Raw genomic sequence first — 13,523 nt, 5'->3', positions numbered from 1 at the left:
CGGCGTTCATTCGCCGTACCGGCCCTTTCCCTTGTGGGCTTAGTGCTTCCGTACCGGCAGGGCGGTTCCCGGCTCGACGTCGGAGTCTTCCGGCAGGACCTGCAGGCAGCAGCCGACCGAGGCGCCGGCGAACAGCCGGACCACCTCGAGGTCGGACTCGACCGTGGCGGCCCGGGCGTAGACACCGCCGAAGCCGTTGACGACGGTGAAGACGCCCCAGTTCACGATCCACGGCGCCGGGTCGCCGTCGGGCATCGGGAAGAGCTCGGGCACCGGCCGGATCCGGCGCTGGACGACCCACGGGCCGTCGAGGGCTTCCCGGACCCGCTCCTCCCACAGCTCTGCGCCGGTGTCGGCGCGCCAGCCCAGCAGCACGCCTTCCCCGCTGTGCCGTGAGGTCGGCTTGAGGACCAGGTCGTCCTGGTGGCTGAGCACGTAGTCGATCAGCTCGACCTGGCTGCCGTCCTCCATCGTCACCGGGCCGGAGCGCACCATCCGCGTCCACGGCAGGATCCGGTCCAGGCTGGCCAGTGTCTGCTGGTCGAAGTACTCGCGGTTCGCCTCGTCGGACAGCACGGCCAGCGCGCCCTTGCTGGCGAACATCTCCGAGTCCAGCGGCGTGAAGATCTTCACCTCCCCGCGGGCCGCGGCGTCCAGGATCGGGTCCATCAGTGCCGGCGCGTCCGGGTACTCGAGCAGGTCCTCCAGCATGAACAGCCGCTGGATGATGTCGACCTTCCGCTCGCCCAGCCAGACGCCGCCGTCGCGCACCTCGAGCTGCCCGATGTGGCCGACGTGGGCGTCGATCCCCATCTGGTGCAGGCGGGTCGCGAAGTGCCGCATGTACGGCTCGAGGGTCTCGTAGCTGCTCGGCCAGTCGACGGTCGCCAGCACCGGCCGGGAGCCGTACTCGAAGCCGCACTCGACGAACATGTTGTTGACCTGCTCGCGCATCGTGTCGACGTAGCCGAGGCGATGCGTCTTCGCGAAGTCCGCGAGCACGGGCTGGTCCAGCAGCGCGCGGGCCATGTCGGACTGGTCGATGCCGCCGAGCGCGCTGCCCATGTTGAACTCGAGCAGCTTGAAGCCGGTCTCGTCCATGTACAGGTCGGCGCGACTCTGCTTGGTCACGGTCGCACCACGGCTGCGCAGTACGGCGGACACCTGTACGTCGGTCATCCCGACGGAGCGGGCGAACGCGGCCAGATCACCGCCGTACAGTTTGTCGGGCAGGCTGATCAGCGCGGCGTGCATGGTCAGGATGTCGTTCGCCAGCTGATCGCATTCGTCGGTGCCGAGGAACAGCGGCCGGGACAGGTACCGGCCGCCGTAGAAGGACTGCAACCCGACGGACTCGGGCTGGGTGCTGACGAGCTCGCCGGCGGAGATCCCGCGTCGCTTGATCTCGTCCAGGTACTGCGCAGTGAGTTCAGTTCGGCTCAGGCCGGTAACCATGTTCGGGACCCTCCGGTGGGAAGACGGAGTCAGAGCGCTCCTGCTCGGACAGAGCCGCCGAGCGGACGCCGGAAATACACTCCCCGGCGCAGGTATCTGATCGTGGCCCCGGCGCGCTCTTGTCGGCATGGAAACCATCTCCGAGGCCGGCACCTCGACGGCCACCGCCGAAGCACCGCACGACGCCGCGATCCGGCGCAGCACCACGCGCCGGTACCTGATGTGCCCACCGACGCACTTCGACGTCACCTACTCGATCAACCCGTGGATGAATCCGCGCACGCCGACCGCCCAGCCGCTTGCGGCGGCGCAGTGGCAGGCGGTCCACGACCAGCTGGTCGAGCTCGGTCACACCGTGGACCTGATCCCACCGGTGCCCGGGCTGCCGGACATGGTGTTCGCCGCGAACGGCGCCACCGTCTGGGGCGACCGCGCGCTGGTGGCGCGGTTCCGGCACGCCGAGCGGGACGCGGAGTCGGCGGCCTACCTGGCCTGGTTCCGCGGCCGCGGCCTGAAGGTCGAGCAGGCGGAGTCGGCCAACGAGGGCGAGGGCGACTACCTGTCCGCCGGGTCCTGGCTGCTGGCCGGCAACGGGTTCCGCACCGACCGCCGTGCCCATGTCGAGAGCGAGCAGTACTTCGGCCGCCCGGTGATCGGCTTGACCCTGGTCGACGCCCGGTACTACCACCTCGACACCGCGCTGGCCGTGCTGGACGAGCAGACGGTGATGTACTACCCGGACGCGTTCACACCAGGCAGTCAGGCGATCCTGCGTGAGCTCTTCCCCACGGCGATCATCGCCACGGCAGACGACGCCGGCGCGTTCGGCCTCAACGCCGTGTCCGACGGTCGCAACGTGCTGATGCCGACCGGCGCGACGCAACTGGAGGCGAAGCTGCGGGACGCGGGCTTCGAGCCGATCGGTCTCGACGTCTCGGAGCTGCTTCGGGCCGGCGGTGGGGTCAAGTGCTGCGTGCTGGAGCTGCACGGTCCGGCAGGTGGCTGATGATCGACTACGACGGCCGGAGGTTCTCCCCCGCCGGGCATGATCCGGACGACGGTGAAGCTCCGGTCGCGTCGTACCGGCAACGCGGCGACTTGCTCTGGGCGGACTTCAGCGGCGGCCGGGTACGGCGTGGGTCGCTCACCGGCATCTGCCGTCCGGACGACACACTGGAGTTCAGCTACACGATGGTGCTGGCCGACGGGAGCATCATCGTGGGGCACTGCGAGAGCACGCCCGAGCTGCTGCCCGACGGCCGGATCCGGCTGCACGAACGCTGGGAGCGGTACCGACCGCAGGCCGCCACCGGCGTCTCGCAGCTGGACGAGATCGCCCCCGGTTGATCGGCCGCGTGTATCACGGGACGACGGCTCGGCACTCTGCTTGTCATGGATCACGCCGCCGCCGTCGCCGCGGACACGGACGTCAGCGCCGGCGACCTGACCGTTGTGGTGACCAGTGTGTCGTCCGACTCGCACACCTGGAACCTCGTCGTACTGCAGCTGCTCCTCGAAGAACTCGGTCACCAGGTGCACAACCTCGGCGCCTGTGTGCCGGACGAGCTGATGGTCTCCGAGTGCCTGCGACTGCAGCCCGACCTGATCGTGGTCAGCAGTGTCAACGGTCACGGCTTCCACGACGGGATGCGGCTGATCCGCCAGGTTCGGAGCCATGCCCAGCTGGCCGGCACTCCGATGGTGATCGGCGGCAAGCTCGGGATCGCCGGCCCCGGCTGCGACCGCAGCCGGGCCCAGCTGACGGCCGCGGGGTACAGCGCGGTCTTCGAGGACGGCACCGGACTGGCCGCGTTCCGGTCGTACGTCGGCCAGCTGACCACCGGCGAGGCTTCGTGAACGTCCCGGGCACCGGCTCGTTCAGTGACTTCGTGGCCCGCGGACATGCGGCCGGCCGACTCGTGGTGCAACCGCGGATGGGGGTCAGCGATCCCGGCGCCATGCGCACCGGGCTCCTGGCCACCAAGACCGCGGCGGCGACCACGGTCGGGACGATCACGCTCGACAGCTACACCCGGATGGGCGACAACGCGAACGCCGCCGCGGCCCTCGCGTCCGGGGTCGAGCTGAACGGCTACCCCATCGTCGCGCACGAGCTGGCCACCACCCGGGCGGTGCTGGACGGAGTGGTCGCCCCCGACTTCCCCGTGCAGATCCGGCACGGCTCGCCCTGCCCCGAGCCGATCGTCAAGGCGCTGATCCAGGCCGGGCTGCACGCCACCGAGGGCGGGCCGGTCTCCTACTGCCTGCCGTACAGCCGGATGCCGCTGGCGGACTCGATCCCGCACTGGGCCCGCAGCTGCGACCTCCTGGCCGAGGTCAGGGAGACCGGGGTCGAACCGCACGTCGAGAGCTTCGGCGGCTGCATGATGGGCCAGCTCTGCCCGCCCGGCCTGCTGGTCGCGCTGAGCGTGCTGGAGTGCCTGTTCTTCCGCCAGCACGGCATTCGCAGCGTCTCCCTGAGCTACGCCCAGCAGACCAACCCGGACCAGGACACCGAGGCCCTGCTGGCATTGCGCCGGCTGGCCGCCGAGTGGTTGCCGGACGTCGACTGGCACATCGTCGTCTACACCTACATGGGCGTCTACCCGCGGACGGCCGACGGCGCCAACCGGCTCCTCGAAGAGGCAGCCCGGCTGGCTGTCCGGACCGGCGCGGCCCGGCTGATCGTGAAGACAGTTGCCGAGGGCTACCGAATTCCGACCTTCGCCGAGAACGTCGCCGCCCTCGAGACGGCCGCACTGGCCGCGGAGCGCTGCATCACGATCGCCGGCGACGTCGTCGACACCGGCATCCACGCGGAGGCGAAGGCCTTGATCGAGGCGGTGCTCGAGCTCGGTCCGGATCTCGGCTCGGCGCTGGCCACCGCGTTCCGCCGGGGCTACCTGGACGTGCCGTACTGCCTGCACCCGGACAACGCCGGCAAGGCCCGCAGCTACCTCGACAGCGCCGGGCGGCTGCAGTGGGCGACCATCGGCTCGATGCCGATCCGCGGCGTGGTCGGGCCGACCGGCTCCACCAAGCTGACGGCAGCCGGGCTGCTCGCCTCGCTGTCGTACGTCGAGCGGACCTTCGACAACGCCAGCCTCGAGGACGAATACCGAGCCGACTCACTAGGGAGCACACCAGATGACGGAGACCCGGATCCCGGCCACCGAAGCCCGGCTGCCCGCCAGTCCGCGTGAGCACCTGACCGCACCGGTCACTCGGTCGGTGCTGCTGATCCAGAACCGGATGCTGGCGGCTGCCCGCGAGCTCCTCAGCGGTCGTGGGTTCATGGAGTTGCTGCCGCCGGTCATCGGCCCGGTCACCGACCCGGGTGCGCGCGGAGCCAAGCAGGTCGACGTGGACTACTACGGGCACCGGTACAAGCTGATGACCAGCGCGATCCTCTACAAGCAGGCGGCGCTGACGTCGTTCGACAAGATCTTCTTCATCGCGCCGAACATCCGGCTGGAGCCGCTCGAGACCGCGTCGACCAGCCGGCACCTCGCGGAGTTCCACCAGATCGACATCGAGATGGCGAACGCGTCCCGGGACGAGGCGATGGCGGTCGCGGAGGACCTGGTCCGCCATGTCATCCGACGGGTGATGGAAGACCTGCCCGGCGAGTTGGAAAGCCTCGGCCGGGACACCGGTGAGTTCACCGAACTGCTGACCGCGCCGTTCGGGCGCCGTACGCATGCCGACACGGTCGCCGATCTGCAGGCGATGGGGCACGACCAGAGTCCGGACGCCGAGCTCGACTGGGTCGGCGAGGCGAAGTTGTCGCAGAAGGCCAGCAAGCCGTTCTTCGTCACCGACTACCCCAAGGGGTCCCGTGGCTTCTACGACCGGGAGAACAAGGACCAGCCCGGCATGCTGCGGAACTTCGACCTGATCGCCGCCGAGGGGTACGGCGAGCTCTGCAGCGGCAGCGAACGCGAGCAGGACTACGCGACCATCGTCGCGCGGATGCGGGAGACGGCCGAGAACCCGGCCAAGTACGCGTGGTACCTGCAGATGCTGCGGGACGGCGTGCCGCCGAGTGCGGGGTTCGGGCTCGGCCTCGAGCGGTTCACGCGCTACGTCGCTGGGCTCGACTCGGTCTGGCAGGCCAGCGCGTTCCCGAAGGTTCCTGGCATCGCCTCGCCGTGACCGCCGGTTCAGGCGAAGATGTCGCGCATGGTGGAAACAGCGTCCGCACCGGCTGGCCGGCTCAGTCTCGGACAGGGCACAGCCTTGTACGTCGGAGCCGTGCTGGCGACTGGCGTCATCGCGTTGCCGGCGCTGGCCGCAGACGTCGCCGGCCCTGCGTCGTTGCTGGCCTGGCTGGGTCTCGCGGTCGTGTCCGCTCCCCTCGCGGCGACCTTCGCGGCGCTCGGTGCCCGCTACCCCGACTCCGGCGGGGTCGCGACGTACGCACGACTGGCGTTCGGTGAACGGGCCGCAGCGGTCGTCGGCTGGTGCTTCTTCCTGTCGGTTCCGGTCGGCGGTCCGGCTGCCGCGTTGTGGGCCGGTGGTTACGTCGAGGCGGGGTTGGGTGGCGGTGAGAGCACTGTCCTCGCGACCATGGTGGCGCTGCTCGTGATCGTGCCGGCCACCAACGCGTTCGGCATCCAGGTGACCGGCCGGGTCCAGATCATCCTGGCGGGCGTGCTGACGCTGTTCCTCGTCTTGGCGGTCGTGCTCTCGCTGCCACACGCCGATCTCGGCAACCTGCAGCCGTTCGCGCCGCACGGCTGGCAGGCGATCGGCCCGGCCGCCGCACTGCTGGTGTGGAGCTTCGTCGGCTGGGAAACGGTCACATATCTCACCGCGGAGTTTCGACGGCCGGACCGCGACGTGCCGCGAGCCACCGCGTTCGCGGTCATCGTCGTCGGCGTGCTCTACCTCAGTGTCGCGTTCGCTACCATCACCGTTCTTGGTCCGCAGGCCGCCGAGACCGACGCACCGCTGGGCGACCTGCTGGCGATCGGGCTCGGCGGCAACGCCCGGGTCCTGGCTGCAGTCGCTGCGCTGCTGCTCACCTTCGGCGCGATGAACGCCTACTATGCGGGAGCTTCGAAGCTCGGTGCGGCGCTGGCGCGGGACGGCGCGCTCCCTGCGTGGCTGGCCCGCGGAAGCTCGGCCGGAGTGGTGCCGCGGCGCAGTCTCGCCGTACTGAGTGTGCTGTCGATGGTCACGGCCGTGGTTGTGGTGGCGGCGGGAGTAGGGCCGCAGTCCCTGGTCTTGCTCACGACCGGACTGTTCGTGACGGTGTACGCCGTCGGTGTCGCAGCCGCGGTCAAGTTGCTGCCGCGCCGCAGCAAGGCTCGTCTCGCCGCTCTCGTGGCGCAGGGAGCCGTCGTGATTCTGCTGCTGATGGCCGGGCCTTACCTGGTCTGGCCGTTGGTCGTGACCGTGGCCGCCCTGCTCTACTTGAGGTTCGCCCGTCGTCGTCGCTGAGCCCGGACGTATTTTCGCCGGACCGTCGGCGGCTCTTCCGTGCAAAGGCCGACCGAAGGAGCGCAGCCTTGCACGCCGAAGGTTTTCCCGAGACAGCGATCCGGATGCGCGCCAGCGTCGGCGCTGCCGACGCGTTCCCGCCGGCCGACGATTACGGGCATGCGTTGTTCGGCGCCGACTGCGTGGAAGCGCCTGCGTCGGCCGACCCGATCGACCGGCTGCGACTGGTGCCACCGGTCTTCGTGCCACAGCGGATGGAACGGCTCATCGAGCTTGCCCGCGAGCCGGTGTACCGCGACGTGGTCCTGGAGACGACGGTCGGCGGGTTCCGGTCCGCGTTGCCGGTGTACGTCTCGGCGTTCGGCTCGACCGAGGCGGCGAGTATCGCGCTCGGCATCGCGGCCGCTCGCCAGGCCGGTCGGCTCGGCATCCCGATGGTCGTCGGCGAGAACGTCATGCCGGTCAACAGCTACGGCCGGCTGGAGGAGAATGCGGAACGCTCGCTGCTCGGCCGGATCAGCGCGTACCAGAAGGAAGCACTGGACGGGTACGGCGGAGTGGTCGTGCAGCAGAGCACCGAGGACGCCGACGCCGAGGTGTGGAACCTGGTCTACAGCGACCCGAATGTCCTGCCACTGCTGGAGTCCGGCCGGTTGGCGTTCGAGCTCAAGGTCGGGCAGGGCGCCAAACCCGGACTGGGCGGGATGACGCTGGTCGGCGCCGGCGCGGCCGAGCGGCTGGCGGGTGCGTACCTGATCGACCCGGTGCTCGGCGGCGACCGGGTCCTGCGCAGCAGCAGCCCCGGCACGTTCACGGAGGAAATCCTTCGGCAGCAGATCCGCCTGATGCGCAACAACTATCCGCGCGCCCGGATCTGGGTGAAGCTGCCGCCCGCGCGGGACGTTTCAGCCGCAGCGCAGGTGGCGTGGGCGGCCGGCGCCGACGCAGTGTCGGTCGACGGCGCCGAGGCCGGCACCGGCTGGGCGCCGAAGGCTTTCCTTCGCCACGTCGGGCTTCCGCTCGGCGAGTGCCTGCTACGCATCGGCGAGCACCGCACTCCCCAGCATCCGTCCTGCCTGCTGGTCTCCGGACGGATGTGGGAAGGCGCACGGGTCGCCAAGAGCCTTGCCCTTGGCGCGAACGCGGCCGGCCTGGGCCGGGCGGCGCTCATCGCGGTGGACACCGACCCGGACCACGGCCTGACCAATCTGGTCGAGTGCCTGGCACTCGAGTTGCAACTACTCGTCAGCGCCCTCGGCAAGTACCACGTGGAGGCACTCGGCGCCGAGGACCTGTGGAGCCCGGTTTAGCTACGCCAGGGTCGTCCTGGGCGCCATGCTTCTGCCTCGGTCCAGCCGCAGCAGATCGGCCACGGACCTCCGGGGATCCCGTGCCGTCTGCCGCCGGCGAACCATGTCCACCAACTCCTCCGACGGCTCGACCCCGAGCTCACCGGCCAGGCTCCGCTGGAAGAACTCGAGCCGGCGGATCGCCTCGACCACGTTGTCCTCGGCCAGATGCACCTCGATCAGGACCCTGGTCGCGCTCTCCCGCAGGGGTTCCAGCCGCACCGCCGCCATGGCTGCCTCGATCGCCTCGGCGTACCGGCCTGAGCAGGTCAGCTGCTGGGCGGTCAGCTCGAGCGCGTGCAACTGAAGCTGCCGGAGCCGTTCCCGCCCCAGCAACACCCAGTCGTCGTACCAGCCGGGCAGCAGCTCCCCCATCGCCGCCAGCGTCGGCAACAGCCCTTGATCGGCGCCGCACTCGCCGTCGTTGATCACCCGGCGGATCGCGGTGACGAGGGTGTTCACATCGACGTCGACGGTCTCGGCGATGCGCAGCGTCTCGTCACCGGTGATGAGCGGGTGCGGAGTCAGCTGGCGCAGCCGCCACAAAGCCGTTCGCAGGCAGGCCTGCGCCTTCGAGTCCGACACTTCCGGCCAGAGCGTGCCGGCCACCTCGGCACGGCTGGAGCGTCCGCGCAGCGCGACGAACGCCACCACACGGCGCGCGCTGAGCGGGATGGACAAGGTCTGGTGGTCCTCGACGACCCGGAAGCCGTCGAGCATCCGGAGCTTCACCGGTCGGTGAGCCCCATCGAACGGTGGATCCGGATCCTCCGCTGGTACCACAGCGCGCATCTGTCGATCTCCCCCATAGTGAACGAAAACCTCACTGCCGCGGCGGGCGTACGGCGGCATTCCGCGACCGCGAGAACGTCGGGCGGACGGATCTCCCGGTACAGGCATCGACGACTCCTCAGTGAGTAACTACCGAGCTACCTCCCGTGAGTCTGAGCCGTCAACTACCCGGAGACAAGTCGTTGGCGCGTCGTGTCCCGATGGTGCCAGCGCGGTCCGGTGTATCACCCGCAGTGGGTCACCCCCTCTCGTTGGGTAGTGCCGACCCGGGAGGAATGCGTGGACGACAACACCGATGGCGTCGTGCTGCAGTTCGGTAGCGGCTTCCAGCCCTACCGGGAGTACCTGATGCAGGGTGCGGCGAAACGCCGGCGGCTCTGGCTGATCGACGACGAGCCGGCGACGTGGCAGCAGCCGTACGTCGACGGCAGCTCCGTGGTCGTGCCGCTCGAAGGCGCCGGCCTGGTGCTCGACCACGACGGCCTGATCGCAGCCGCCGAGGCGGTTGCCCGCACCCGGCCCGTCCGCGGCGTTTTCACGTACGACGAACCGTCGGTGATCGCCACCGCTTTGGTCGCGGACCACCTCGGCCTGCCGGGCCTGACTGCCCAAGGTGCACAGGGATGTCGCGACAAGGCCAGGACCAGACAGGCGCTGACCGCTGCCGGATTGCCGCAGCCGCGGTTCGCTGTCGTCACGACAGCCGACGAGGCCGCCACGGCGGCCGCGGACATCGGCTACCCGGTCGTGGTCAAGCCGCGAGGGATGGCAGCCAGCATCGGCGTCGCCGTGGTGGACGACAAGGCCGGCATCATTGATGCGTTTGAACGAGCCGACCGGTCCAGCCGAAGCGGTCCGGCCGAGTACCACGGTGGCGCGCTGATCGAGGAACTGGTCGAAGGTCCGGAGATCAGCATCGACGGTGCGGTGGTGGCGGGCAAGTACCTGCCGTTCTGCATCGCCCACAAGCAGCTGGGCCCACCGCCGTACTTCGAGGAGGTCGGCCACATCGTCGACGGCGCCGACCCGTTGCTGGCCGACGCCGAGCTGCGCGAGCTGCTCCGGGCGGCGCACGCGGCGATCGGTGCGCCGTACGGCATCACGCACACCGAGATCCGGTTCAGCTCCAAGGGTCCGGTGGTGATCGAGGTCAACGGCCGGCTCGGCGGCGACCTGATCCCGTACGTGGGCAAGCTGGCCACGGGAATCGATCCCGGCGCGGTCCTGGTCGACGTGGCGCAGGGCATCCGTCCCGACCTGGAGCCGGACCACCGGACCTGCGTCGGCATCCGGTTCTGCTACCCACCCGAGGACTGCCGCGTCGAGAAGATCGTCGTACCGGAGCCGGGGTCGGTGCCCGGCCTCGTGGAGGCGCACCCGATGGTGTCCCCGGGCGCGACGGTCCGGCTGCCCCCGCGGGCACACATCGGCCGGCACGCGTACGTCGTCTGCACCGCGGACGATCCCGCCACCTGTGCCGACCGGCTGACGGCCGCGGCCGACCTGGTCGAGCTGACGTACGAGGCAGTGAACGAGCCCGAGTTCTCCGGACGGCCCTGGTGAGCCACGACCCAATTGGAGCCCGCATGATCAACCGTGAGGTCGAACTGCTCGCTGTCGGCGCCGGTCCGGCGAACCTGGCCCTCGCGGTCGCGCTCGAAGAGCTCGGCGTCGACGGCCTCGCCGAGAACTCGCTGGTGATCGAACGCGGTCACTCGGTCGAGTGGCAGCGCGGCCTGCTGCTGCCGTGGACCAAGAGCCAGGTGGCCTTCGCCAAGGACCTGGTGACGTTGCGGAACCCACGCAGCGAGTTCACCTTCCTGAACTACCTGCGCAGCGTCGGCCGCCTCGACGACTTCATCAACATGGGCAGCTTCACGCCGTACCGGGTCGAGGTCTCCGGCTACCTGCGCTGGGTCTCGGAGTCGCTGCGCAAGGTGCGGATCGAGCTCGGCTGTGAAAGCACGTCGGTCGAGCCGGTCCGGAACTCGGCCGGCACCCTGACCGGGTGGCTGACCCGGCTCGCCGACGGCAGCACGATCTCCAGCCGGTACCTGGTGATCGGCGCCGGGCGCGACGTGTACGTGCCGCCGGAGCTGGCCGGGCTGCCCGCCGACCGGTTGATCCACAGCACCCGGTACCGCAGCCAGGTGGCGGAGCTGGACAAGGATCGGCCGTACCGGGTCGCCGTGGTCGGCGCGGCGCAGAGCGCGGCCGAGATGTTCCGTGCAGTGCAGATCGACCTGCCCAACAGCGATGTCAGCTGGGTGATGCGGTCGATCGGGCTGCGCGCGTACGACACGAACAAGTTCACCAACGAGCTCTACTACCCGTCGTACATCGACAAGTTCTTCGAGGCCCGGCCGGAAGGCAAGGAGCAGATCCTGCGGGAGATGCACCTGACGAACTACTCCGGCGTCGAGAGCGACCTGTTGCAGGAGCTCTACACCGGCATGTACCTCGAGAAGCTCGCCGGTGTCGAGCAGCGGCGCCTCGTGCCGATGACCGACATCACCGGCGCCCGCATGGACGGCGACGACATCGTCCTGGAGCTCACCGACCGCAAGACCGGCACCGTGAACGAGCTGCGCCGCGACCTGGTCTTCCTCGGCACCGGATTCGTCCGCGAGATGCCACGGCTGGTCCGCGGCCTCGGCGCGGCGATCGGGCTGGATCGGATCGAGGTCAGCCGGCAGTACCGCCTGATGCTCGGCGAACCGTCCGACGCGGCCTGCTACCTGCAAGGCGTGAACGAGGCGACCCACGGCATCGCCGACTCGCTGCTCAGCGTGCTCGGCAACCGGGCCGCCGAGGTCACGCAGGACATCCTCGCCCGCCGGTCGGGAAAGCGAGTCAACGGAGTGCACCGAGCGCCGGCCGAGCAGCTGACTGCTGTGCCGCTATCGGCTGACGGCGCACTGCAGACCTGAAGCAGCGCGAACATGCCTGGGACGGAGAGGACTTTACTGCCCGCGCCCGGCCGAAGTGTGGTGGTCGCCGCCGGTCTGGTCGCCGGCGCGGCCGCCCTGCTCGGCCTTGCCTTCGCTGCCGGCTGGCTGACGCCGAACGGCGACGCAACGGCCGGTATGGCGCCATCGGCCGCCGGGCCATCAGCGGCGCAAGTGATGTGGCGACTGTTGCTCGCGATCGCGGTGGTCTGCGCGTTGGCGACCCTGTGCGGCCGGCTCGCGCGGTTGATAGGTCAACCGCCGGTCGTCGGCGAGATCGTAGCCGGCTTGCTGCTCGGCCCATCGGTGGTCGGATCGCTGGCGCCCTGGCTGTTCGAGGCCGTCCTCCCGAAGGAGGTCATGCCCAACCTCGGTCTGCTGGCGCAAGCCGGGCTGGCGGTCTTCATGTTCACCGTCGGCGCCGACTTCGGCCATGACCGGCTCGGACGCGACCGTGGCGCGATCGCCGCGGCCAGCCTTGCGATCATGGCTGTCCCGTTCGCGCTCGGCGTGATCGCGGCACTCCCCCTCTACTCGGCGCTGGCCGGCCCGTCCGTGGACCGGCTGCCGTACGCCATCTTCATCGGTACGGCGCTCAGCATCACCGCCTTCCCCGTGCTGGCCCGGATCGTGCAGGACTGTGGTCTGCAGGGCACCCGGCTCGGATCGCTGGCAATGCTGTGCGCTGCCGCGGCCGATGTGCTCGCGTGGTGCGCGCTCGCGATCGTGATGGCGATGATCCGGTCCGCCGGCCCGAGCGACGCCTTGCTGTCGCTCGCGCTGACCATCCTGGTCGGCGGCAGCTGCCTGCTGATACTCAAACCCTTGCTTCGATGGCTCGCCGACCGGTACGCCGCCGCGTTGCCCACGCCGATCCTCGTGCTGCTGGTGCTCGGGCTGATCCTCGGGCTCGCCGCGGCGACCGACCTGATCGGCGTGCACGCGATCTTCGGCGGCTTCCTCGCCGGCCTGGTGCTGCCGAGGGGCAGCGTGCCGGTGGCGCAGGTGTCCGAGCAGATCGGCGGGCTGAACCGCGCGCTGCTGGTCCCGGTCTTCTTCGCCTCGATCGGCCTGCAGACCGACGTCATCGCGGCGGTGTCCCAGCCGGCGGTGCTCGCCGCCGGCGGCCTGCTGCTGGCCGTCGCGATCATCGGGAAGTTCGCCGGGGCCGTCCCGGTGGCCAAGGCCGGCGGCCTGCCTGGGCGGTCCGCGGCCGGCCTCGGTGTCTTGATGAACGCCCGTGGGATCACCGAGATCGTCGTACTGTCCGCCGGCCTCAGTGTCGGCATCATCAACCACAGCGCCTTCACGGTGATGGTGATGATGGCACTGGTCACCACCATGATGGCGGCGCCGTTGCTGCGCCTGCTCGGCCCGTCCCTGCGTGATCCCGCAGCGACCGACCGGTTACCGACGGGTGCGTATGCGAGCGGTGACGCCACACGTGCGATTTCGTGACGGATCGGCTACGTCTGCGTGACGGCGGCGGTGATCGAATAGGCGGCGAAGGCAGCACTGACGACGACCACGGGGG

General features: G+C 69.8%; 12 protein-coding genes. 10 read left to right on the top strand and 2 right to left on the bottom strand.

The window, feature by feature from the left end; all coding sequences use genetic code 11:
- Positions 1 to 39 precede the first annotated feature (39 nt).
- Positions 40 to 1,455, bottom strand: a complete 1,416-nt coding sequence (locus ACIBGM_RS02705; RefSeq protein ID WP_396384251.1) for a hypothetical protein — start codon at positions 1,453 to 1,455, stop codon at positions 40 to 42.
- A 127-nt stretch (positions 1,456 to 1,582) separates the two neighbouring features.
- Here ACIBGM_RS02705 and ddaH point away from each other — a divergent pair, with 127 nt between their 5' ends.
- The 7 genes from ddaH to ACIBGM_RS02670 all read left to right on the top strand — a co-directional run bounded on the left by ddaH (position 1,583) and on the right by ACIBGM_RS02670 (position 8,210).
- Positions 1,583 to 2,461 (top strand): dimethylargininase, encoded by an 879-nt coding sequence (ddaH, locus tag ACIBGM_RS02700; protein ID WP_396384250.1) that lies wholly within the window; start codon positions 1,583 to 1,585, stop codon positions 2,459 to 2,461.
- Positions 2,461 to 2,802, top strand: coding sequence for a hypothetical protein (locus tag ACIBGM_RS02695; RefSeq protein WP_360516033.1), 342 nt, complete (start codon positions 2,461 to 2,463; stop codon positions 2,800 to 2,802). Before ddaH ends, ACIBGM_RS02695 begins: the two co-directional genes overlap by 1 nt.
- A 45-nt stretch (positions 2,803 to 2,847) precedes the next feature.
- Entirely contained in the window at positions 2,848 to 3,312 is a 465-nt protein-coding gene (locus ACIBGM_RS02690) for a cobalamin-dependent protein (RefSeq protein WP_360516030.1), read from the top strand.
- Positions 3,309 to 4,658, top strand: coding sequence for a methylaspartate mutase (locus ACIBGM_RS02685; RefSeq protein WP_360516027.1), 1,350 nt, complete (start codon positions 3,309 to 3,311; stop codon positions 4,656 to 4,658). Before ACIBGM_RS02690 ends, ACIBGM_RS02685 begins: the two co-directional genes overlap by 4 nt.
- Positions 4,603 to 5,610, top strand: coding sequence for an asparagine synthetase A (locus tag ACIBGM_RS02680; protein ID WP_396384249.1), 1,008 nt, complete (start codon positions 4,603 to 4,605; stop codon positions 5,608 to 5,610). The genes ACIBGM_RS02685 and ACIBGM_RS02680 overlap by 56 nt, the downstream gene beginning before the upstream one ends.
- A gap of 27 nt (positions 5,611 to 5,637) precedes the next feature.
- On the top strand, positions 5,638 to 6,900 hold the full coding sequence (locus tag ACIBGM_RS02675; protein ID WP_360516021.1) for an amino acid permease: 1,263 nt from the start codon (positions 5,638 to 5,640) through the stop codon (positions 6,898 to 6,900).
- Positions 6,901 to 6,968: 68 nt separating this feature from the next.
- Positions 6,969 to 8,210: a glutamate synthase-related protein gene (locus tag ACIBGM_RS02670; protein ID WP_360516018.1), complete on the top strand. Its 1,242-nt coding sequence runs from the start codon at positions 6,969 to 6,971 to the stop codon at positions 8,208 to 8,210.
- Here ACIBGM_RS02670 and ACIBGM_RS02665 read toward each other — a convergent pair whose 3' ends face one another.
- Positions 8,211 to 9,041 (bottom strand): BTAD domain-containing putative transcriptional regulator, encoded by an 831-nt coding sequence (locus ACIBGM_RS02665; RefSeq protein WP_396384247.1) that lies wholly within the window; start codon positions 9,039 to 9,041, stop codon positions 8,211 to 8,213. It abuts the gene before it with no gap.
- A 279-nt stretch (positions 9,042 to 9,320) separates the two neighbouring features.
- Between ACIBGM_RS02665 and ACIBGM_RS02660 the strand changes: the two genes are divergently transcribed.
- From ACIBGM_RS02660 to ACIBGM_RS02650, 3 genes are read left to right on the top strand one after another with little or no spacing between them, the layout of a single operon-like run.
- Positions 9,321 to 10,604 (top strand): ATP-grasp domain-containing protein, encoded by a 1,284-nt coding sequence (locus tag ACIBGM_RS02660; RefSeq protein ID WP_396384246.1) that lies wholly within the window; start codon positions 9,321 to 9,323, stop codon positions 10,602 to 10,604.
- A 23-nt stretch (positions 10,605 to 10,627) separates the two neighbouring features.
- Entirely contained in the window at positions 10,628 to 11,971 is a 1,344-nt protein-coding gene (locus ACIBGM_RS02655) for a SidA/IucD/PvdA family monooxygenase (RefSeq protein ID WP_360516009.1), read from the top strand.
- Positions 11,972 to 11,983: 12 nt separating this feature from the next.
- Positions 11,984 to 13,447 (top strand): cation:proton antiporter, encoded by a 1,464-nt coding sequence (locus ACIBGM_RS02650; protein ID WP_396384244.1) that lies wholly within the window; start codon positions 11,984 to 11,986, stop codon positions 13,445 to 13,447.
- Positions 13,448 to 13,523 lie beyond the last annotated feature (76 nt).

Source organism: Kribbella sp. NPDC050470, assembly GCF_044458365.1.
GTDB lineage: Bacteria > Actinomycetota > Actinomycetes > Propionibacteriales > Kribbellaceae > Kribbella.
The sequence above is the reverse complement of the archived record's forward strand: the minus strand, read 5'-3'. Positions and strand labels throughout refer to the sequence as shown.